Origin of the sequence: Novosphingobium pokkalii (assembly GCF_014652855.1) — a bacterium.
In the GTDB taxonomy this organism is placed as follows: domain Bacteria; phylum Pseudomonadota; class Alphaproteobacteria; order Sphingomonadales; family Sphingomonadaceae; genus Novosphingobium; species Novosphingobium pokkalii.
This window is the reverse complement of record NZ_BMZP01000001.1, coordinates 95721-114941: the sequence shown is the minus strand read 5'-3', so window position 1 is coordinate 114941 and position 19221 is coordinate 95721. Positions and strand designations below refer to the sequence as shown.

Annotated in this window: 16 protein-coding genes; 5 read left to right on the top strand and 11 right to left on the bottom strand. The window is 66.3% G+C overall.

Annotated elements, in window-relative coordinates; genetic code table 11:
- Positions 1-77 precede the first annotated feature (77 nt).
- Positions 78-2396 carry a TonB-dependent receptor gene (locus tag IE191_RS00555; protein WP_229814997.1) on the top strand — a complete coding sequence of 773 codons (2319 nt, stop codon included), beginning with the start codon at positions 78-80 and terminating at the stop codon, positions 2394-2396.
- Between the two features lie 6 nt (positions 2397-2402).
- Here IE191_RS00555 and IE191_RS00550 read toward each other — a convergent pair whose 3' ends face one another.
- On the bottom strand, positions 2403-3053 hold the full coding sequence (locus IE191_RS00550; protein ID WP_191322401.1) for a TetR/AcrR family transcriptional regulator: 651 nt from the start codon (positions 3051-3053) through the stop codon (positions 2403-2405).
- A gap of 98 nt (positions 3054-3151) precedes the next feature.
- On the opposite strand from IE191_RS00550, the gene IE191_RS00545 reads away from it, so the two are divergent.
- Complete coding sequence (locus tag IE191_RS00545; RefSeq protein ID WP_191322400.1) at positions 3152-4210, top strand: Rieske 2Fe-2S domain-containing protein; 1059 nt, start codon at positions 3152-3154, stop codon at positions 4208-4210.
- A 66-nt stretch (positions 4211-4276) separates the two neighbouring features.
- Here the strand turns inward: IE191_RS00545 and IE191_RS00540 are convergent, their stop codons facing one another.
- Positions 4277-5389 carry an S-(hydroxymethyl)glutathione dehydrogenase/class III alcohol dehydrogenase gene (locus IE191_RS00540; RefSeq protein WP_191322399.1) on the bottom strand — a complete coding sequence of 371 codons (1113 nt, stop codon included), beginning with the start codon at positions 5387-5389 and terminating at the stop codon, positions 4277-4279.
- A gap of 100 nt (positions 5390-5489) precedes the next feature.
- Between IE191_RS00540 and IE191_RS00535 the strand changes: the two genes are divergently transcribed.
- The gene (locus IE191_RS00535) at positions 5490-6413 is read left to right on the top strand and encodes a LysR family transcriptional regulator (RefSeq protein WP_191322398.1); all 924 of its coding nucleotides are present in this window, start codon (positions 5490-5492) and stop codon (positions 6411-6413) included.
- On the opposite strand, the gene IE191_RS00530 is transcribed toward IE191_RS00535, so the two are convergent.
- On the bottom strand, positions 6373-7668 hold the full coding sequence (locus IE191_RS00530; protein WP_191322397.1) for an MFS transporter: 1296 nt from the start codon (positions 7666-7668) through the stop codon (positions 6373-6375). The genes IE191_RS00535 and IE191_RS00530 overlap by 41 nt on opposite strands.
- A 165-nt stretch (positions 7669-7833) precedes the next feature.
- Here IE191_RS00530 and IE191_RS00525 point away from each other — a divergent pair, with 165 nt between their 5' ends.
- Entirely contained in the window at positions 7834-10107 is a 2274-nt protein-coding gene (locus IE191_RS00525) for an aminotransferase class III-fold pyridoxal phosphate-dependent enzyme (RefSeq protein ID WP_191322396.1), read from the top strand.
- A 9-nt stretch (positions 10108-10116) separates the two neighbouring features.
- Positions 10117-10851 (top strand): glutamine amidotransferase, encoded by a 735-nt coding sequence (locus tag IE191_RS00520; RefSeq protein ID WP_191322395.1) that lies wholly within the window; start codon positions 10117-10119, stop codon positions 10849-10851.
- Here the strand turns inward: IE191_RS00520 and IE191_RS00515 are convergent.
- The 8 genes from IE191_RS00515 to IE191_RS00480 form a co-directional block, all read right to left on the bottom strand.
- The gene (locus IE191_RS00515) at positions 10848-11855 is read right to left on the bottom strand and encodes an alcohol dehydrogenase catalytic domain-containing protein (RefSeq protein ID WP_191322394.1); all 1008 of its coding nucleotides are present in this window, start codon (positions 11853-11855) and stop codon (positions 10848-10850) included. The genes IE191_RS00520 and IE191_RS00515 overlap by 4 nt on opposite strands.
- Positions 11855-12694, bottom strand: coding sequence for an SDR family NAD(P)-dependent oxidoreductase (locus IE191_RS00510; protein ID WP_191322393.1), 840 nt, complete (start codon positions 12692-12694; stop codon positions 11855-11857). The genes IE191_RS00515 and IE191_RS00510 overlap by 1 nt, the downstream gene beginning before the upstream one ends.
- Before the next feature lie 26 nt (positions 12695-12720).
- Positions 12721-13830, bottom strand: a complete 1110-nt coding sequence (locus IE191_RS00505) for a Rieske 2Fe-2S domain-containing protein (protein ID WP_191322392.1) — start codon at positions 13828-13830, stop codon at positions 12721-12723.
- Positions 13831-13846: 16 nt separating this feature from the next.
- A complete protein-coding gene (locus IE191_RS00500) occupies positions 13847-14380 on the bottom strand; it encodes a 2,4'-dihydroxyacetophenone dioxygenase family protein (RefSeq protein WP_191322391.1) in 534 nt (177 codons plus the stop codon).
- A gap of 10 nt (positions 14381-14390) precedes the next feature.
- The gene (locus tag IE191_RS00495; RefSeq protein ID WP_191322390.1) at positions 14391-14927 is read right to left on the bottom strand and encodes a 2,4'-dihydroxyacetophenone dioxygenase family protein; all 537 of its coding nucleotides are present in this window, start codon (positions 14925-14927) and stop codon (positions 14391-14393) included.
- A gap of 19 nt (positions 14928-14946) precedes the next feature.
- Entirely contained in the window at positions 14947-15480 is a 534-nt protein-coding gene (locus IE191_RS00490) for a 2,4'-dihydroxyacetophenone dioxygenase family protein (protein ID WP_191322389.1), read from the bottom strand.
- A gap of 74 nt (positions 15481-15554) precedes the next feature.
- A complete protein-coding gene (locus tag IE191_RS00485) occupies positions 15555-18128 on the bottom strand; it encodes a TonB-dependent receptor (RefSeq protein ID WP_191322388.1) in 2574 nt (857 codons plus the stop codon).
- A 160-nt stretch (positions 18129-18288) separates the two neighbouring features.
- Positions 18289-19218 carry a helix-turn-helix domain-containing protein gene (locus IE191_RS00480; protein ID WP_191322387.1) on the bottom strand — a complete coding sequence of 310 codons (930 nt, stop codon included), beginning with the start codon at positions 19216-19218 and terminating at the stop codon, positions 18289-18291.
- Between the last annotated feature and the right edge of the window lie 3 nt (positions 19219-19221).

Here is a 19221-nt window from a genome sequence, read left to right as displayed (position 1 = left end):
ATAAAAACAAATCATTTCCATTATGGCAAGCGGATCGCGACACTGCCCCCAATAAACAACATGCAGGGAGAGGCATCTTGCGTTCCGAAATTCGCCCCGTCGCGTCGTTGCTGGCGCTTGCCGCCGTACTGGCACTGCCGGTGTCCGCCCATGCCGCGCAGGCACAGGCGGCACAGCAACCGGCCGCACCTGACCAGGCCCAGCAACCAGCGCCCGCCGGCCTCGCCGAAATCGTCGTGACCGCGCAGCGCCGCACCGAAAACCTGCAACGCGCCGCCATTCCGGTGAGCGCCGTGGCTGGCGACGTGCTGACCAAGCAGAGCGTGACTCGTGCCGACGATCTCACGCGCCTGGTTCCGGCGCTGCAAGTGGCGCCGGCCGCCTCGTTCACCCAGATCTACTTGCGCGGCATCGGCACCTTCGGTGCCAATGCCTTCGCCGAACAGGGCGTGGCCTTCAACCTCGACGGCGTCTATCTCTCGCGCCCCGCCGCCCCCGCCGCGCTGTTCTATGACCTGGAGCGGATGGAAGTGCTCAAGGGGCCGCAAGGCACGCTCTATGGCCGCAACGCCACGGGCGGCGCGGTCAACCTGATCACGGCCAAGCCCAAGCTGGGCGAGGCATCGGGCTTCGTCACCGGCGAATATGGCAACTACAACGCGATCAAGGCCTCGGGCGCAGTCAACCTGCCGCTCGGCCCGCAGGCGGCGCTGCGCATTTCCGGCCAGCACGCGCAGCACGATGGCTATTTCAGCGACGGCTATGACGATGAAGACACCACCGCCGTGCGCGGCCAGTTGCGCTTTGACACCGGCGACGGCTTCAATGCCAACCTGATGGTCGACTATGGCGATGTCGGCGGCAAGGGATCAGGTGGCACGATCATGCCTCTGCTCGATGGCAAGAACCGGCTGGGGCCGAGTGATCCGCGCGTGCTGGCCGAATATCTGTCACGCTCGCCCACCGCGCCGGTGCCGCAGATCATCGCGCGCAATGACGGCTATCAGAACAACAAGTATTACGGCGCGCTGGTGACGGTGAACGCCGATCTGGGCTTTGCCAAGCTGACCGTGATCCCGGCGTGGCGGCGCACCGATCTCGATTTCGTCAACTATTCGTCCAGCTTCCTGATCGACGTGACCGAAAAGTCGGACCAGATGTCGCTCGAAGCGCGGTTGGGCAACCAGAATGCGCAGCTCAAGTGGGTGCTGGGCGGCTATTACTTCACCGAAAGCGTCAAGGCGCGGCAATATTTCAACCAGGGCAACAACGGCACGCGGATCAATTCCGATCTCGACACCGACAGCTATGCCGCGTTCGGCGAAGCGACTTATTCGCTGACCCCGCGTTGGCGCCTGACCGGCGGGCTGCGCTATACCCACGATACCAAGACGCAGATCACCGAGGCGCACACTTATCCCTTCGTCGGCTTCGTGCCGCCTGCCTATCCCAATTTCACGCCGATCATCCTCGACTTGCAAACCAACGCGACCACCGATGTCGGTTTCAGCAAGCTGACCTGGAAGGCCGGCATGGAATTCGATGCCGGGCCGCACTCGCTGCTCTATGCAACGGTGTCCACCGGCTTCAAATCGGGCATCCTGTTTTCCGCGCTGGGGCAGAACTATTCCCGCCCGGAACGGCTGACGGCCTATACGATCGGCACGAAGAACCGTTTCTTTGCCAATACGTTGCAGGTCAACGTCGAAGGCTTCTACTGGGATTACCGCGACCAGCAGATCTCGCACCTGGCGCCGGTGCAGGTGGCCCAGACGCCCGGCGGGGCGATCTATGGCCCGGTCTATGCCACCGAAAACGCAGGGGCCGCCAAGCTCTATGGCGCGGAAGCCGAAGTGCTGTGGCAGCCCACGCGCAACGACCTGTTCTCGCTCAACGTGCAATACCTGCACACGAGCTATGACAGCCTCAAGTACCAGGCCTATTCCACCACGGGACCGGCGCCGGTGGTGGGCTGCGCGATCACACCGACTGCGCTGGTCGGCGCCAGCGCGGCGGCGCGGATCTATACCGTGGACTGCTCGGGCAAGCCGCTGGTCAATGCCCCGCGCTGGGTGGTCAATGCCGGCTATGACCACACGTTCGACCTGGGCGGCTCGGGCCGGATCATCGCGGCGGCCGACACGCGCATCGAAAGCTCCCGCTATCTGTCGATCGACTATCTCGATCTTGGGCGGCAGGGCAGCTACATGATGTCGAACGCGCGCCTCACCTGGGAAAATGCGCCGGGCTCGCTGGCCATCACCGGCTTCGTCAACAACCTGGAAAACGCGCTGGTCTTTGCCAATTCCACGCAAAGCCCGGGCAAGCCCGGCGTGATCTACAACCAGTTGCGCCCGCCACGCACTTATGGCGTACGTGGTACGCTCAAGTTCTGAACAGGATCAGGGGGCCGGTGCCAGCACCGGCCCCAATATGTAGGCAATGGCCGCGTCGACCGTGGCTTCCTCGCCGGTATCGCATCCGGCCAGGCGCAGGATCAGGTCGCGATTGCCAAAGGTGATCAGCGCCGCGCCGACGAGGTTGAAATAGGCCACCGCCGGCGGCGCGCCCGAAAGGCGGCCGTGCGCGCGCAAGGCCGCGAACAGCGGTTCCAGCAAGCGCCACACCGGGGCGCCGAACGTATCCACCACCCATTGGTGGCGCGGCGAATGCACGGAAAATTCCTGAAGCATCAGCCGCGTGAGCCGCGGATTGCGGGCGAACACGCGCAGCAGGCCGGGCAGGACGCGAGCCGCGGTCTGTTCAGGCCGAGACAGGTCGTCCCCTTCCAGCGCCGCGCGCAGCAGGTCTTCCCCTTCGCGGGCAAAGGCCTCCACCACTTGTTGCCAGAGGGCGGCCTTGGACGGAAAGTAGTAGGCGAGATGGCCTTGCTCCAGCCCGGCGGCAGCAGCGATGGCGCGGGTGCTGGCCGCTTCGAAACCCAGATCGGCAAACACCGTCAGCGCCGCATCGAGCACGGCGCGGCGATTGTCGGCACCATCATAGCGTTGCGGACGGCGCGCCTTGGCCGATTTGGTGGTGGAGACAGTCATGCCAAGCGTCATGCCCGGCGGACCCGACTTGGTCAATTGACAAACTCGATTTTGTCGTGCGACAAACATGGCGCAGAACAATTTCGGGAGATCGGGCCATGGCCCATGCCAGCTATCCATTGACCACCGAGCAACCCTATCCGCGCCGCCAGTGGTGGGCGGCAGCCACCGCTACGGAAGTCAGCCGCAACCTGGTGGCGCGCGACATCCTGGGCGAGCGCGTGCTGCTCTACCGCAAGGAAGACGGCACGGCCGTGGCCGTCTCGGGCATTTGCCCGCACCGGGCGTTTCCCCTGGAAAAGGGGCGTCTGGTGGGCGACAGTGTGCAGTGCGGCTATCACGGCTTCACTTTCGGGCCGGATGGCGCATGCCAGCGCGTACCGAGCCAGAACGGCGTGCCGCAGCATGCCACCCTGCGCCGCTATCCGGTGGTGGAGCGCGGTGGCGTGGTGTGGATCTGGACCGGCGAGGAGAGCGCCGCCGATCCTGCCCTGCTGCCCGACCTTGCGGCGATCGGGCTGGATGCGCCAGGCTGGACAGTGGAAATCCACCCCGTGGCCACGGTGGAAGCGCGCTATACCCTGCTCATCGAAAACCTGCTCGACCTGAGCCATGTGACTTTCATCCACGCGACCACCATTCCCTCGGGCGAAAAGGTGGCGGCTCTACCGGTGACGGTGGAAGCGCGCAGCGGTGGGCTGACCGTGGCGCGCAAGGCCGTGGGCATTCCACCCAATCCCTTGATCAAGGCGCAATTTCCCGATCAGGACGCGCTGGTGGACCAGGAATTCGACGCGCAATACATGGGGCCGTGCCTGATCCGCACCGGCGGCACGATCAGCGACCATGCTAGCGGGAAAGCGCTGGGCACGCAGAACTTCATTCACATGATCACCCCTGCCGCGCCCGGCCGCCTGCACTACTTCGTGGCGACGGCGCGCGATTTCGGGCACGACAACCCGGCGCTGGGCGCGATGAACCTGGCCATGGGCACGCGCATCCAGCCCGAGGACGTGGACGCGATCAGCGCGATCGAGACCGTTCTGCGCGGCGACGCGCCCCTGCCCCGCGAAGTGAGCGCGCGGGTGGACAATGGCGCGCTACAGGTGCGGCGTCTGCTGGAGGCGCAGATCCGCGCCGAGGCACTGGCTGCCTGATGCCCAAGAAAAAGGGGCCGTGTCCTTGCCGGACCGGCCCCTTTTCCCGTCCATCCGATGGGATGATCAGAACACGATGACGCTGCGGATCGACTTGCCGGCGTGCATCAGATCGAACGCGGTGTTGATCTCTTCCAGGCCCATGACGTGGGTGATCATCGGATCGATCTCGATCTTGCCCTGCATGTACCAGTCGACGATCTTGGGCACGTCGGTGCGGCCCTTGGCGCCGCCGAAGGCCGTGCCGCGCCAGTTGCGCCCTGTCACGAGTTGGAACGGACGGGTGGCGATTTCCTTGCCCGCTTCGGCCACGCCGATGATGATGCTGGTGCCCCAGCCACGGTGGCAGGCTTCCAGCGCGGTGCGCATGACTTCGGTGTTGCCGGTGGCGTCGAACGTGTAGTCCGCGCCGCCGTCGGTCATTTCCACCACCTTGGCGACGGTTTCCTCGCGGCTCAGGCCCTTGGAATTGAGGAAGTCGGTCATGCCGAAGCGGCGGCCCCATTCCTCGCGATCGGGGTTGATGTCCACGCCGATGATCTTGCCGGCACCGGCAAGGCGCGCGCCCTGGATCACGTTGAGACCGATGCCGCCCAGGCCGAACACCACGACATTGTCACCCACCTGGACCTTGGCGGTGTTGACCACCGCGCCCACGCCCGTGGTCACGCCGCAGCCGATGTAGCAGCTCGTCTGGAACGGGGCGTCTTCGCGGATCTTGGCCACCGCGATTTCGGGCAGCGCGGTGAAGTTGGAGAACGTGGAGCAGCCCATGTAGTGATAGATCGGCTGGCCCTTGTAGGAAAAACGCGTGGTGCCATCGGGCATCAGGCCCTTGCCCTGGGTGGCGCGGATCGCGGTGCACAGGTTGGTCTTGCCCGAAAGGCACGATTTGCACTGGCGGCATTCGGGGGTGTAAAGCGGGATCACGTGGTCGCCCGGCTTCACGCTGGTAACGCCCGGCCCCACTTCGCGCACGATGCCGGCGCCTTCATGGCCGAGCACCGAGGGGAAGATGCCTTCGCTGTCGAAACCGTCGAGCGTGTAGGCATCGGTGTGGCACACGCCGGTGGCCATGATTTCCACCAGCACCTCGCCCGCCTTGGGGCCTTCGAGATCGAGTTCGACGATCTCAAGCGGTTTCTTGGCCTCAAAGGCCACGGCGGCACGGGTCTTCATGAAGGTGTCCTCCTTATCGATCGCGTTGGCCTACATCATTGCATGGCAGGCACAAAGAGCGCATTTGCGCAAAAGTTTATTGCCTGTGCGGGATAATGCCATGTCGGACTGGACCGGTCTGGAAGAACTTGTCGCCATTGCCGAAAACGGCACTTTCGCGGCGGCGGCGCGCAAGTTGCGCCGCTCCACCTCGCACGTCAGCCGGGCTATCGCGCAGCTTGAGCACCGCACCGGGGCCACGCTGCTCCACCGCACCACGCGGCAGGTCTCGCTGACGGCGGCGGGGCGCGAACTGTCCGAGCGCGGACGGCGGATCATCGACGAGCGCGACGCCGCGCTGGCCGTGGCCAGCGGCGATACCGGGCTGCGCGGATCGTTGCGCATCACCTGCCCCGTGGCGCTGGGGGAATACTTCATCGCGCCGCTGGCGCTGCGCCATGCCATGGCCAACCCCTCGCTCGACGTGACGCTGGATTTCAGCAATCGCGTGGTCGATATCGTTGCCGAAGGGTTCGACGTGGCGATCCGCACAGGCCCGCAGGGAGACCTGCGCCTCGCCGCGCACCGGCTGGGCGGGCGCAACCTGGTGACCTGCGCTGCCCCGGAATATCTCGCGCGGCGCGGGCGCCCGCAGGAGATCGAGGATCTGGATGCGCACGATTGCCTGGTGGGATCGGCCGAGGTCTGGCATTTCCGGCGCAACCGCGCGGAAACGACCTATCAGCCGCAGGGGCGCTGGCGCTGCAACAACGGGCCGGCAGTGACGGCAGCGGCGGTGGCGGGCCTGGGCATCTGCCAGGTGCCCGATTTCTATGCCGCGCAGGCCCTGGCGCAAGGGCGGCTGGAACCGGTGCTGAACCCTTTTCGTGCCACCGAGGAAGCCGTCTGGGCGATGCACCCGCGCCGCCGCCTGGTGCCGCGCAAGGTCACCGATTTCATCGCCTTGCTGGCCGCCGAACTGCCGGTTGCCATGGCGCGGGGCCTCACCCCAGCGGATCATCCCGCCGCGTGTCCTTCAGCATGAGACCCGCGACCAGCGACACGGCGGCAAGCGCGGTGACATACCAATAGAACCCGCTTTCGTGGCCGGCCTGCTTGAACGCCAGGGCGACGTTCTCGGCCGTGCCGCCAAACAGCGCATTGCCCACGCCATAGGCCAGGCCGACGCCCAGCGCGCGCACATGGACGGGGAACAGCTCGGCCTTGAACAGCCCGCTGACCGAGGTGTAGAAACTGTTGATCACCAGGCCCGCCAACACCAGGGCGGCTGCCGCCCACACGCCGGGCGCGCTGGCCAATGCCGTGAAGATCGGCACGGTCAGCGTCATCGACAGCGCGGCGAACACCAGGATGTTGGCGCGCCGCCCGATCCGATCGGACAAGGCGCCCATCATTGGCTGGATCAGCATGAACACGACCAGCACGCCGGTCATCAGCAGGGTGGCATCGGGTTTGGTCATGCCCACTGTAAGCACAAGGTACTTCTGCATGTAGGTGGTGAACGTGTAGAACGAGAGGCTACCCCCGGCCGTGAGCGCCATGACCAGCAGGAACGGCCGCGTGTGGTGGGCGAACAGTTCGCGCAGCGAGCCCGCCTCTGCCCGGCCCTGCGCCGCCTGCCCGGTTTCGTGCATGTGCCGCGAGAGCAGCAGGATCAGCGCTGCCCCGCCTGCGCCGAGGACAAAGCCGATGCGCCAGCCATAGGCCTTCATCGCCGCTTCGCCCAGGCCGTGTTGCAGCGCCAGGATCACCAGCGTGGCCAGCAACTGCCCGCCGATCAGCGTGACATACTGGAACGAAGACCAGAACCCGCGCCGCCCGCGCCCGGCAATCTCGCTGAGATAGGTGGCGGCGGTGCCATATTGGCCGCCGGTGGAAAAGCCCTGGATCATCCGGCCCAGCAGCAGCAGCGCCGGCGCCACCACGCCCACCTGGCGATAAGTGGGAAGCGCCGCGATCAGCAGTGCGCCCAGCCCCATCATCAATACCGAGACGACCATCGCCCGTTGCCGCCCGTGGCGATCGGCAAAGCGGCCGAAATACCAGCCGCCGATGGGCCGCAGCAGGAAGCCCACGGCAAAGATGCCGCTGGTGGCCATGACCTGCACCAGCGCATCGCTTTCCGGGAAGAATTCCGCCGAAAAATAGAGCGAGGTGAAGGCGTAGATGTAGAAATCGTACCACTCGATCAGGTTTCCGGCCGATCCGGCCAGGATCGCGCGCAGGCGCTGCCCGTCGGTGAGCGCCTGCGCCTGGTTGGCAGAGGATGGGTTGGCCATATGCAAGGAATTCCCCGGAAACGTTGGGCAGTGGTATGGCCGCCCAGCCCGCGCCCCGCAACCACATTGCACTTGCGATCTCAGTTGGCGCGGCGCTATGCCCAGCAGCGACAGGCAGCAGCGGGGTATTGCGTGACGGACGGGCCACCACAGTTTCCCCTTGGCATGGTGCAGGATCGGGTGCTGGCGGAATGGGGCCTGCGCGGCGACTGGCGCCCGCTGCGATCGGAGCGGGACCAGACCTGGCATCTCACCACGGGCGATGGACCCGGCGTGATCGTCAAACTGTCTCACCGCGACGAGGCAGTGGGCACGGTGGATTTTCAGATCGGCGCGCTGGGCCATATCGCGCGGGTCGATCCCGCGCTGCCCGTGCCGCGCATGGTGGAGACACGCGGCGGGGCATTGCGCAGCATGATCCGGGGCGAAGACGGCACGGACCATATCCTGCGCCTCCTGACCTATGTGGATGGCGCCATCGCGCAGGACGTGTTTGCCGCCTGCGCCGATCCGGCCGGGCTGCGGCGGGCGATCGGCGGGTTCGTGGCGCGGCTGAGCCTGGCGCTGCGCGGCTTTTTCCACCCGCACGCGGGCAGCAATCGCCACGACTGGGATCTTGCCCGCGTGACGGCGCTGGCCCCTGCCCTGCCCCGCATTGCCGACAACGCCTTGCGCGCGCAATGCGCGCAGGTGCTGGCCGAGGCGGACGCGCGCATCTATCCGGCCCTGGCGCGCACCCGCCACCAGGTGGTCCATCAGGACGCACACATGGGCAACTTGCTGGTCGATCCCGCCGAGCCGACGCGCGTGGTGGGCGTGATCGACTTTGGCGACATGCTGCACGGCCCGCTGCTGGCCGATCTGGCGACGGCGGCCGATTGCTTTCCCGATGCGCAGGCCGATCCCCTGGCGATCCTGGCAGACGTGACGCAAGGCTTTGACGCGGTGTGCCCGCTGGAAGAGGCGGAAATCGACCTGGTGTTCGATCTGTGCTGCCTGCGCCTGGTCAATACCGTGCTGGTCGCGGCAGCGCGCCATGATCCGGCCGACACGGCGCCGGATCTGCACCTGGGCGGCGGGCACAAGCATGGCGCCATGCTGGGCAAGCTGCTGGCCGTGGGGCGCACGGAAGCGACCCGCATGCTGCGCCGTGCCTGCGGCTTTCCGGTGCCAGCGCTCATGCCCGATCCGGCAGCGACCCAGGCGGCACTGATCGCCCAGCGCGAGGCAGCGATGGGCAAAGTCTGGCATTTCTATCAGAGCCCGCTGCACCTGACGCGCGGCGAAGGGGCCTGGCTGATCGGGGCAGATGGCGCGCGCTATCTCGATGCCTACAACAACGTGCCGCAAGTGGGCCATTCGCATCCCGCCGTGGTGCGCGCCATCGCCCGCCAGGCCGCCGCGCTCAACGCCAACACGCGCTATCTGGCCGACAGTACCGGCGCCTATGCGCAAGCCCTGCTGGCGCAGGCGCCGGCGGGGTTCGACGTTTGCGCCTTCGTCAATTCCGGCAGCGAGGCCAACGACCTGGCTGCGCAGATCGCCCGCTTTGCCACCGGGCGGCACGGCGCCGTGGTGATGGAAGGGGCCTATCACGGGATCACGGCGGCCACCGTGGAACTGTCACCGCTGACCAAGGCGCCGCCGCCCCATGTCGCCTGCCTGCCCGCCCCCGATCTCTATCGCGGGTTCGCGCCCGATCCCGCGACCAGTTGGGCCGAAGCCACGGCGCACCTGGCCAGCGCCGGCCATGCCCCGGCCTTCCTGATGGTGGACACGGCGCTGACCAGCAATGGCGTGCCCGACCAGCCGCCCGGCTACATGGCAGGACTGGCCAAGGCGGCCCGCGCGAGCGAAGCCCTGGTGATTGCCGATGAAGTGCAGGCGGGCCTTGGCCGGCTCGGGCAGTTCTGGGGCTTTGCCGTGCAAGGGCTGGAGCATGTGGACCTGATCACCCTGGGCAAGCCGGTGGGCAATGGCCATCCGTTGGGCGTGGTCCTCACCCGCCGCGCGCTGTGGCAGGCGTTTTACGCGCAGTGCGAGGTGTTCAGCACGTTTGGCGGCAACAGCGTGGCCTGTGCCGCCGGGCAGGCGGTGCTCGACGTGATCGCGCGGGAGGACCTGCTGACGCGGGCCAACCGCATCGGCGATCTGCTGCGCGCGCAGTTGCGCGATCTGGCGCAGGCCTTTCCGCTGATCGGTGATGTGCGCGGGCGCGGCATGCTGACCGGGCTGGAATTCACCAGTGATCCTGCCGCACGCACCCCGGCCACCGCGCAGGCCGCGCGCCTGGTGGAGGCGATGCGCGAAAACGGCGTGCTGGTGGGCACGGCCGGCCCACACCGTTCGGCATTCAAGCTGCGGCCTGCGCTCACCTGGACGGAAAGCGAAGTCGCGTTCTTTGTCGAGGCGCTGCGCAAAAGCCTCAAGACCCTGTAGCATCCAGCCGTGAAAGGCCTTTCCTTGCCCAAGCCCCTGCTCATCATCCAGCCCGCCACATCCTATGACGACATGCCCGCCACTTGCGCCGTGCATGGCGACGAACTGGCCTGGTTCGGCGCAGGCTGCGGCGTGGCGCGCGAGGATATCCTGGCGGTCAAAGTCTATCGCGACGAGCCGCTGCCCGATCCGGCAGACGTACGCGCCACGATCATCACTGGGGCGATCGACATGGTGACCGACGGCCACCCATGGATCGAGCGCACCGCCGCCTGGGCGCGCGCGGCCATGGCGCAGGGCGCGCCGATCCTGGGCGTGTGCTTTGGCCACCAGTTGCTGGCCCATGCCCTGGGCGGCACGGTGGCCGACAATCCGCGCGGGGCGATGTTTGGCGGGGTGGACGTGGCCCGCACCGCAGCGGGCGCGGAGGACGCGCTGTTTTCCGCGCTGCCCCCGGTGGCGCGGATGATGGTGTTCCATTTCCAGTCGGTCCTGGCCCTGCCCGAAGGCGCGCAAGTGCTGGCCACCAGCGGGCACGATCCGCACCATGCGGTGCGCTATGCCCCGCGCGCCTGGGGCGTGCAGTTCCATCCCGAATTCGACGCCGCGATCATGGCCGGCAGCTATGACGTCTATGCCGAGGCGATCACCCGCGCCGGCTTTTCGGTGCCCGCGCTGCGCGCCGCCAATGCCGACACGCCCGATGGCCAGACCCTGCTGCGCGCGTTCCTGGCCCAGGCCTAGCCATCGGGCGCGATCAAGACTTTGCACTGGTGGGTGCGGTGGCGCAGGCTTTCAAACACATCCGGCGTCTGCGCCAGCGCGATGGTATCGGTGACCAGAAGGCGCGGTTCGGTTAGGCCGCGATCGAGCGCGTCGAGCGCAGCGGCGTATTCCCCGGTGGTAAAGAACGCGGACGTGACGAGGCGCACTTCCTTGGACAGCATGGCAAAGGTGTTGAGCGTATCGGGCCGGGTGCACAGGCCAAGCAGCACCACCGTGCCGCGATTGCGCAACTGCTCGACGGCTTGCGCGATCAGGCCGGGGACGCCGACGCACTCGAACACCAGATCAGCCGGGCCACCCAGCGCGCGCTGCGCCGTGCCGACTGGATCGTCGGGCGCCACCACGAAATCGTGCGCGCCCATGGCCAGGGCGCGATCGCGTTGCCATTGGGCGATATCCTGCACCACCACCCGGCCCGCCCCATGCTGGCGCGCCCAGAAAGCCACGGCCAGCCCGATCGGCCCGGCGCCGAGCACCAGCACCTTGTCGCCCCGGCGCAGGCCAGACAGGCCGATACCGTGCAAGGCCACGGCCAGCGGCTCGATGATGGCGCCATCGGCCAGGCTCGCGCTGTGCGGCAGGCGGACGCACTGGTTGGGCCGGGTCAGGGCATATTCGGCATAGCCACCGCCCTGGAGGCCGAAAGCGGCGCACCATTGCACTTCGCCCGCGCGGCAGGCCGGGCAGGCCCCGCAACTCTTGAGTGGGCTGACCGCCACGCGATCGCCCACGCGCCAGCCTTCGACGCCCTGCCCCAGCGCGACCACTTCTCCGGCGAATTCATGGCCGAGAATCGAGCCCGCGCCCTGGCCATAGGCGGCATCCTCGGTCATGTGCAGATCAGACCCGCAGATACCGCAGCGGCCCACGCGCACCACCATGTCGCCCGCGCCGGGCGTGGGATCGGGCACGGTTTCCAGCGCCAGGGGCCGGTGCAGCCCCTGCATCACCACGGCGCGCATTACTGGTACTTGCCCAGCATCATGCCGCCGTCGATCACCACGTGACTGCCGGTCATGTAATCGGACGCATCGGAGGCCAGCAGCAGGGCGAGCGGCTTGATCTGCTCGGTTTCGGCCAGTTTGCCCAGCGGCACGATCGCGTCCCAGGCGGCGCGGGCCACCGGGTCTTTCTTGAGCCAGCCGCCGCCGATGTTGGTCACGAAAGGGCCGGGCGCGATGGCGTTCACGCGGATGCGGAATTCGGCCAGTTCCAGGCCCAGCGCACGGACCATGTGCAGCACCCCGGCCTTGGCGGGCATATAGGGCAGGCCCACGATCGGCTCTGTCACCAGCCCAGCGTTGGACGCGGTGCAGATGATCGAGCCGCCGCTGCGGCCATTGGCGCGGCCGGGTTGCTTCATGATCCGCACCGCGTTGGACACGGTGTAGAACACGCCATTGAGATTGACCGCGATCGAGCGATCCCAGCGCGCGGGATCATAAGTATCGACCTGGCCATCGGGATTGCGATGACCGGCAGGATTCCAGAAGCCCGCGCCGGCATCGATCCCGGCGTTGGCAAAGCAGATGTCGAGCCCGCCATAGGCCTGCGCGTGATCGTCGAACGTGGCGGCCACGGCGGTGAAGCTGGATACGTCGCAGTGCGCCGCGCGCGCCTCGTGCCCGGCCTCGCGCAGCAGCGCGGCTTCGCGCTCGGCCCCGGCGTGGTCGACATCGGCGAGAGTGACGGCCGCGCCGCCTTCGGCCATGGCCTGGGCATAGGCGAGGCCGATGCCACTGGCGGCGCCGGTGACAAAGGCACTGCGCCCGGCGATGCTGAAACGATCGAGAATGGCCATGGTGTTCCTCTCCAGGAATGCCGCGCTCAGGCGTCGGCTTCGTTGTCTTGGGGCAGCGCGGCGCCCTGCTCGCGCGCGATCAGGCGTTGCAGCAGGCGGCGCGCGCGGATGCCGCCACCATCGCCGCCCAGCACCAGCGGCTTGAGCGACCAGAAATCCGCCCCGCGCATAAGACGGTGGCTGTCGCGGATGATCGGCATGTCCTCCCGTTCAAAGGCATGTTCCAGCGCGGCCTGCATGGCTTGCGAAAAGGCAGCATCGCCCAGCGCGAAATCGCGCCCGGTGGCCCAGACATAGTGCGTGGTGTCGGGCGTTTCGGGGGTGAAGGCATGAAGCGAGGGCAGCAGGGTGCAAGCGTCTCGCGGCGTGCCCGGCGGCCCTGCGACATAGTCGAAGCGCAGCACGGCCGGCGCATGCCAGGTCACTTCGCCATAGAAATCCTGCGGCTGCCCGACGCGGCCGAGCATCGCGCCGATGCCGTTGGACAGGGTATCGTCCAGGCGGACATATTCGGCGTGGACCGTCTCGCCATCCTGCCAGAAGCGCCGCTCGCCTTCGGTGAAGGCGCGGGCGACAAGGGCCGGATGCACGAAGTTGGCATGGCTGAGATCGAGGATGTTGTCGCTGTAGAGTTCATAGTGTCCTTCGGCCCGCGTGGCGCCGCGCACCACGGCCCAGGCCGGATCGGTGAGCCAGGCAAAGTCCGGGATCAGCGCGGGATCGGCTACCTCGGCCTCTCCCATCCAGATCCACAGCAGACCGTGCCGCTCGACCAGCGGATAGACCGGCAGGCGCGCGGCTGGAAGCTGGCCGCCGGGATGGGGATTGTGAACGCAGGCGCCCTGCGCATCAAAGCGCAGTCCGTGATAAGGGCAGGCCAGGGCGCCCCCCAGCACCCTGCCCTGCCCCAGCGGCGCGAAGCGATGCGGACAGCGCCCGCCCACGGCATGGGCCACCCCCGCCTCGTCGCGAAACAGGGCGACCGGTTCCTCCAGGAAAATCCGGTCCTGCGGGCTCTCGCCAAGGGCGTCGGCCCAGCCCACGACATACCAGCACCGCCGCAGATAAGTGCCGCGTGGCGGGCCGGCCAGAACCGGGATGGCCAGAACCGGATTGGAAAGCACGGGCGCCTGCATCACACGGCTCGGCCGTTCAGAGGTAGAGCTGCTTGTTGATGGGAATGCCGTGCTCGCGGCAATGGCTTTCGTAGTGGTTCATGAACCACCACACGTCGAGCGTTTCCACGTGGTTGCCCTGGGCATCGAAGAACTCGTTGGCGCCCTGCATGTGGAACAGGGCCTTCATGCCCTGGGGATCGTCGGTCACCAGGGTATGCGCGGTGCCGGGGGTCTCGGTGATGAATTCGCCCGGCCGGCACACCCAGTCGTATTCCAGGTAGCGGAACGAGCCTTCCAGCCCGATCGCCCAAACTTTGCCCCGGTGCTTGTGCGTGCCGATCACGCCGGGGCCTTTGATCCACAGGATGTTGACGTAGATGTTCTCGCGCACGTCGAACGCCAGGTGGCGGATGGCGGCGTTGTCGCCGAACGGCACCCACGGGCTTTCCGCCTCCCCGGCGCCGACATAGGTGCCTTCCACCCCGCGCGCGCGGATCAGATCGCCATAGAGTTCGGGAACCTGGACGATTTCATAGGCCGAGGACGGCGGTGCTTTCATCGATGCCATGGCGCGCGCCTTACAGATAGAGCTTGGGATTGATCGCGATGCCGTGCTCGCGGCAGTGCGTTTCGTAGTGGTTGATGAACCACCACACGTCAGTGGTATCGACCAGGTTGGCATCGGCATCGTAGAAGTCGATCGGCCCCTGCATCCAGCCGAACAGCTTGCAGCCCTGCGGATGATCGGTGACCAGGGTGTGGCTTTCGCCCGGCGTTTCTAGGATCAGGCCGCCCGGCGTTGCCACCCAATCGTATTCCAGATAGCGGACCGACCCTTCCAGGCAGACCATGGTGATCGTGCCGCGGTGGAAATGCGTGCCGATCACGCCGGGCCCCTTGACCCACAGGATGTTGGAAAACAGGTTCTGCCGCACATCGAAGGCGAGGTGCTTGATCGCCGCGCCATCGCCGAACGGCACCCAGGGGCTGTCCACGTCGGTGGCGGCATCGATATAGCGGCCGCCGGGGCTGAGGCGCTCGACCAGCGCCTTGTGCGGGAATTTCACGTCGACAATCGCGGCCTTGTCAGACGGCGGGGCGGTCATCACGGTCATGGGGGGATGCTCCGTTCGTTCAGCGGATCAGGGTGTCGACGTAATCGGCGCCGATACCCACAGCGGCATAGTGCGCGCGGGCGGCGGCCATGTAGTCGAACACGTCGTAATGGCCGATGGTGTTGCCGGCCTCGTCCAGCCACATCAGCGGGCCGGACACCACGAAGAACACTTTCATCGGGTCTTCGTGTTCATAGCAGACCAGCGTGTGGCTCTCGCCAGGCGTTTCATAGATGAAGTCACCGGCGGTGGCCGTCCACGAATGTTCGAGATAGGCCCACTTGCCGCTGATCGTGTAGGCCCAGATCGGGTGCGGGTGGTAGTGGCGGTTGACCAGGCCGGCCTGCTTGCTCATCAGCACGTCGGCCCACATGTTCTTGGCCGGGCTGATCCACACGGGCTTGGAAAACACCGTCTCGCTGATCGGCACCCAATAGCGTTCGTCGCCTTCGGCGATCTTGGGCATGTAGACTTCGGGCAAGCCACCGTCGCGGAAGACTTTCTCCACCGGCTTGATGTCTTTCCAGAATTCGGTGTGGGCGGCTTCGGGCATGGGCACTCTCCAAGGGGGGGAGACTTCAAGGGAGGAAACCGGGCGGCGGACAGGCCACCGCCCGGTCGCTTGCATCAGAACTTCACGCCAACGCGGGCATACCATTCGGCCGGGCGGCTGTAGGTGCCGTAGATCTGGCCGCCGGCAAGCTGCGCCTGGCCGGTGGTGAGATAGCGCTCGTTGGTCAGGTTGGTGCCGCCGGCGGTCAGTTCCCAGTTCCCGCCGGGCGCGCGATAGGTGATCGAGCCGTTGAGCACGGTGGTGCTCGGACGATCGAGCAGGAACGTGCCTTCGGTGTCGTTCTTCATCGTGCTGGTGAACGTGACGTCGGCCAGGAACACCAGGCTGCCGTGGCTGCCCAGATCGGCCTGGTAGCGCGGCGAGACGTTGAACTTCCACTTGGGCGTCTTGGGCAGCGTGGCACCGGCAAAGACCCCGGCCTGGAGCGTGGAGGTTGCCACCTGCGCGGGGCCATCGACGCTGGTATACTTGGCGTCGGTATAGCCGAGCGAGCCGGTCACCGTCAGGCCGCGCACCGGGGCGGCCACCACTTCCACTTCAAAGCCCTTGATCCGCGCATCGCCGGCGTTCTGGATGGTGGGCGAGACACCCTGCTGGAAGTTGAGCTGGATGCCCTTGTAATCGGTGAGGAACACCGCGCCGTTGATCTGGAGATGGCGATCGAGCAGTTCCGACTTGATCCCCGCTTCCCAGGTCGTGGCCTTTTCCGGGCCGAAGCCGGGGGCATAGGGCAGCGGGTTGGACAAGCGCGTGGTCCAGCCGCCGGTCTTGTAGCCCTTGGACCAGCTCGCATAGACCATCACGTCCTGGTTGGGATGAAGCTGCACGCCAACCTTGGGCGAGAAGTTCGAGAACGTCTTGTGCTGCACGCCCGCCACGTAATAGCGCAGCGGCTGGCCGGCATTGGGGAAGCCGTTGTCGATCCGGCAGGCATCGCTGATCGGGTTGAGCGAGGCGCAGTTGGGATCACCGAAATAGTTCGCGAGCTTGTAGTTCAGGCCGTTGGCGTCGGACTGGAAGCCTTCAAATTCCTTGCTTTCGTGGGTGTAGCGACCGCCGACGGTGAACGCGAGGAGATCGGACAGGGCATAGTCCACCTGGCCGTAGAACGCATAGTTCTTGGTCGAGAGGTTGTTCGGCCCATCGACCTGGAGCAGCCCTTCGGCGAACGTGACATAGTCGTGCAGGTCGCCGCTTTCGGTGAAGTAATAGGCGCCGAGCACGTACTTCAGCTTCTTTTCCAGCGCGGTGCCGGTGAGTTGCAGTTCCTGGCTGAACTGCTTCTGGTTCATCGAGAAGCTGGTGTGGAGGAAATTGAGCGGGGAGTTGTCGAGGTCCATCCCCACCACCCAGTGCAGCTCGCGATAGGCGGTGATCGACTTGACCGAGGCGGTGTCGGACAGATCGAAGTCCAGCGTCAGCGCCGCGCCGCCCTGCTTCAACTTGTTGAAGTTGTTGCCGTTGGCATAGGACGTATCGATGTTGTTGGTGACAAACCGGTTGTCATAGGGCAGCCGGTTGTTGTCCGGGTTGTTGTCGGCATTGACGCCATAGATCGCGGGCAGATCGAGGATCGAATTGAGACCGCCACGGCGATAGAGGAACGCGGCCGACGGTGGCCCGCCGATGAAGCTGTCGCACGGGCCGCTCACCCCGCCCACGGTCACCGTCGGATTGCCGGCAATCGCGCAGTTGTAGGTGCCGGCAAAGACCGACGGGAACGTGGTGATCACCTTGTTGGCGATCTGCGAGGTATCGGTCTTGCTGTAGTCGCCGGTCAGCGTGGCGCGGAATCCGACGCCGTTGTAGCGCAGCTTGCCGCGCAGGTTCCAGGTATTGTCTCCGCCTTCGGTGCCATAGCCCTGGTTGCCATAGCCGGCCGCCTTGAGCGAAGTGATCGGATCGAACGCATAGTTGCTCGCGCCCGGATAGGGGATGCGGTGCAGATAGCCATCGCGCTTGGTGATCGCAAAGCTGACCGAGGACGACAGCTTGTCGGCCAACGGCATGTCCACCGTGCCCTTGGCGCTGAACAGGCTGTAGCTGCCGGTCATCGCTGAACCGACGAAGCGGAAGGTGTCGCCCGGATCGTGCGTGACGATCGAGATCGCGCCGCCGATGGTGTTGCGGCCAAACAGCGTGCCCTGCGGCCCCTTGAGCACCTCGACACGGTCAACGTCGGGCAGATCCTGGTTGGCGCCGACCGAGCGGGCGAGATAGACGCCGTCGAGATAGATGCCCACGCCCGGGTCGATGTTGAAGGCAAAGTCATTGGCGCCGATGCCGCGGATGTAGGCGGCCAGCACCTGGCTCGATCCCGAGAACGGCGTGCCCGCATCGAGCGTGACGTTGGGCGCGATGTTGGAGAGAGACGAGACGCTGGTCACCGCGCGTTCCTGCAAGGCCGAAGCGGTGAAAGCGCTGATCGCGATCGGCACGTCCTGCACGTTTTCCGCGCGCTTCTGCGCGGTGACGACGATTTCCTGGATGCCCCCGTTGCCGCCCGTCTCCGCGCCACCTTGGGCTGTGGCGTTGGCCTGCGGCGCTTGCTGCGGCGCTTCCTGGGCCAGGGCCGGGCTGGCCAGCGCAATGGCCAGCGCGCCCACCGATACCGGTGCGAACTTCATGGTCTCTCTCCCTTTTTTCGGTGCGGGTTGTCCACAGATGCCCCTGACAATCTGTTCCGCTGTCGATGATGCTAAACCGGGCCGGGCGGTGGCGCTTGCATTGGCGCGCAAGCCGATCAGGACTCTGGCGCAATGCCCGGCGAGAAATCCGCCTGAAAACTCAGGCGCGCGTGCGCCATTCGCGCGGCGCCACGCCAAAACGCTGGCGGAAGCAACGCGCGAAATAAGCGCTGTCGTTGAAGCCCATCTCGAACGCCACTTCGGTGATGCTGGCACCCGGGGTGGCCGCGAGGCGCTCGGCCGCGCGGGCCAGGCGCCTTTCGAGGATGTAGCCGCTGGGCGTGGTGCCCATCATGGCAAAGACGTTCTGGATCGTGCGCACCGAAGCGTGGCAGGCATCGGCCAGCGTCAGGGTGCGCAGCGCCGGATCGCCCAGGTGCGCATCGACCAGCGCCAGTACCTTGTCGCGCAAGGCATGGTCGGTGGCACGCTCTTCCGGCCGGGTAGACCCGCGCATGGCCAATGCGACGAGATCATAGAACACCGCGCTCACGCCCTGCTGCCACTGCCGATCCTGGCCGCTCAGGTCTCCCTGATGCCACAGCGAGCGCAGGAAATCGTGGAACACCCGGCCACCGGGGCTCGCCCCGCACAAGCGGCGGCTGAGCATGTCATCCAGCCCCGGCACGCGCTCGGCCAGCGGCGCGCGCGGGAACTCCACCACCAGCAGTTCGTGCGCGGAAAGATCGAGCGTGTAGGACTGGTGCGGCGAGCCGATCACGAAATCGCCCGCTTCGAGCAGGCTTTCGGCCTGTCCCTGGCGATGCAGGCTGCGGCCCCGGCATTGCAGGTGCAGGATCAGGCGTTCCTCGGGCGCATCGTGACCCTGGCGACCGACAAACGAAGCGGTGGATCGTGGGCGGATCATGGCGAGGTCACCCACGGTCCACGACCACATCTCGCCCACGAAATCGCGGCCGCCGGTCTTCACATACGTGCCGGTGTAGATGCGATCGACCAGGTCGTTCCAATAGGTCAGGCGCTGGTCGGGCGCGACGGCATCGGTGGCGTAGCGTTGCACGGCATTCATCGG

Coding starts and splice junctions, on each gene's coding strand:
- IE191_RS00505 (WP_191322392.1), bottom strand. CDS start 13,830: ATGCAGGCGCCCGTGCTTTCCAATCCGGTTCTGGCCATCCCGGTTCTG.
- IE191_RS00535 (WP_191322398.1), top strand. CDS start 5,490: ATGTCGGACTGGACCGGTCTGGAAGAACTTGTCGCCATTGCCGAAAAC.
- IE191_RS00510 (WP_191322393.1), bottom strand. CDS start 12,694: ATGGCCATTCTCGATCGTTTCAGCATCGCCGGGCGCAGTGCCTTTGTC.
- IE191_RS00550 (WP_191322401.1), bottom strand. CDS start 3,053: ATGACTGTCTCCACCACCAAATCGGCCAAGGCGCGCCGTCCGCAACGC.
- IE191_RS00495 (WP_191322390.1), bottom strand. CDS start 14,927: ATGACCGTGATGACCGCCCCGCCGTCTGACAAGGCCGCGATTGTCGAC.
- IE191_RS00545 (WP_191322400.1), top strand. CDS start 3,152: ATGGCCCATGCCAGCTATCCATTGACCACCGAGCAACCCTATCCGCGC.
- IE191_RS00500 (WP_191322391.1), bottom strand. CDS start 14,380: ATGGCATCGATGAAAGCACCGCCGTCCTCGGCCTATGAAATCGTCCAG.
- IE191_RS00530 (WP_191322397.1), bottom strand. CDS start 7,668: ATGGCCAACCCATCCTCTGCCAACCAGGCGCAGGCGCTCACCGACGGG.
- IE191_RS00480 (WP_191322387.1), bottom strand. CDS start 19,218: ATGAATGCCGTGCAACGCTACGCCACCGATGCCGTCGCGCCCGACCAG.
- IE191_RS00515 (WP_191322394.1), bottom strand. CDS start 11,855: ATGCGCGCCGTGGTGATGCAGGGGCTGCACCGGCCCCTGGCGCTGGAA.
- IE191_RS00525 (WP_191322396.1), top strand. CDS start 7,834: ATGGTGCAGGATCGGGTGCTGGCGGAATGGGGCCTGCGCGGCGACTGG.
- IE191_RS00540 (WP_191322399.1), bottom strand. CDS start 5,389: ATGAAGACCCGTGCCGCCGTGGCCTTTGAGGCCAAGAAACCGCTTGAG.
- IE191_RS00485 (WP_191322388.1), bottom strand. CDS start 18,128: ATGAAGTTCGCACCGGTATCGGTGGGCGCGCTGGCCATTGCGCTGGCC.
- IE191_RS00490 (WP_191322389.1), bottom strand. CDS start 15,480: ATGCCCGAAGCCGCCCACACCGAATTCTGGAAAGACATCAAGCCGGTG.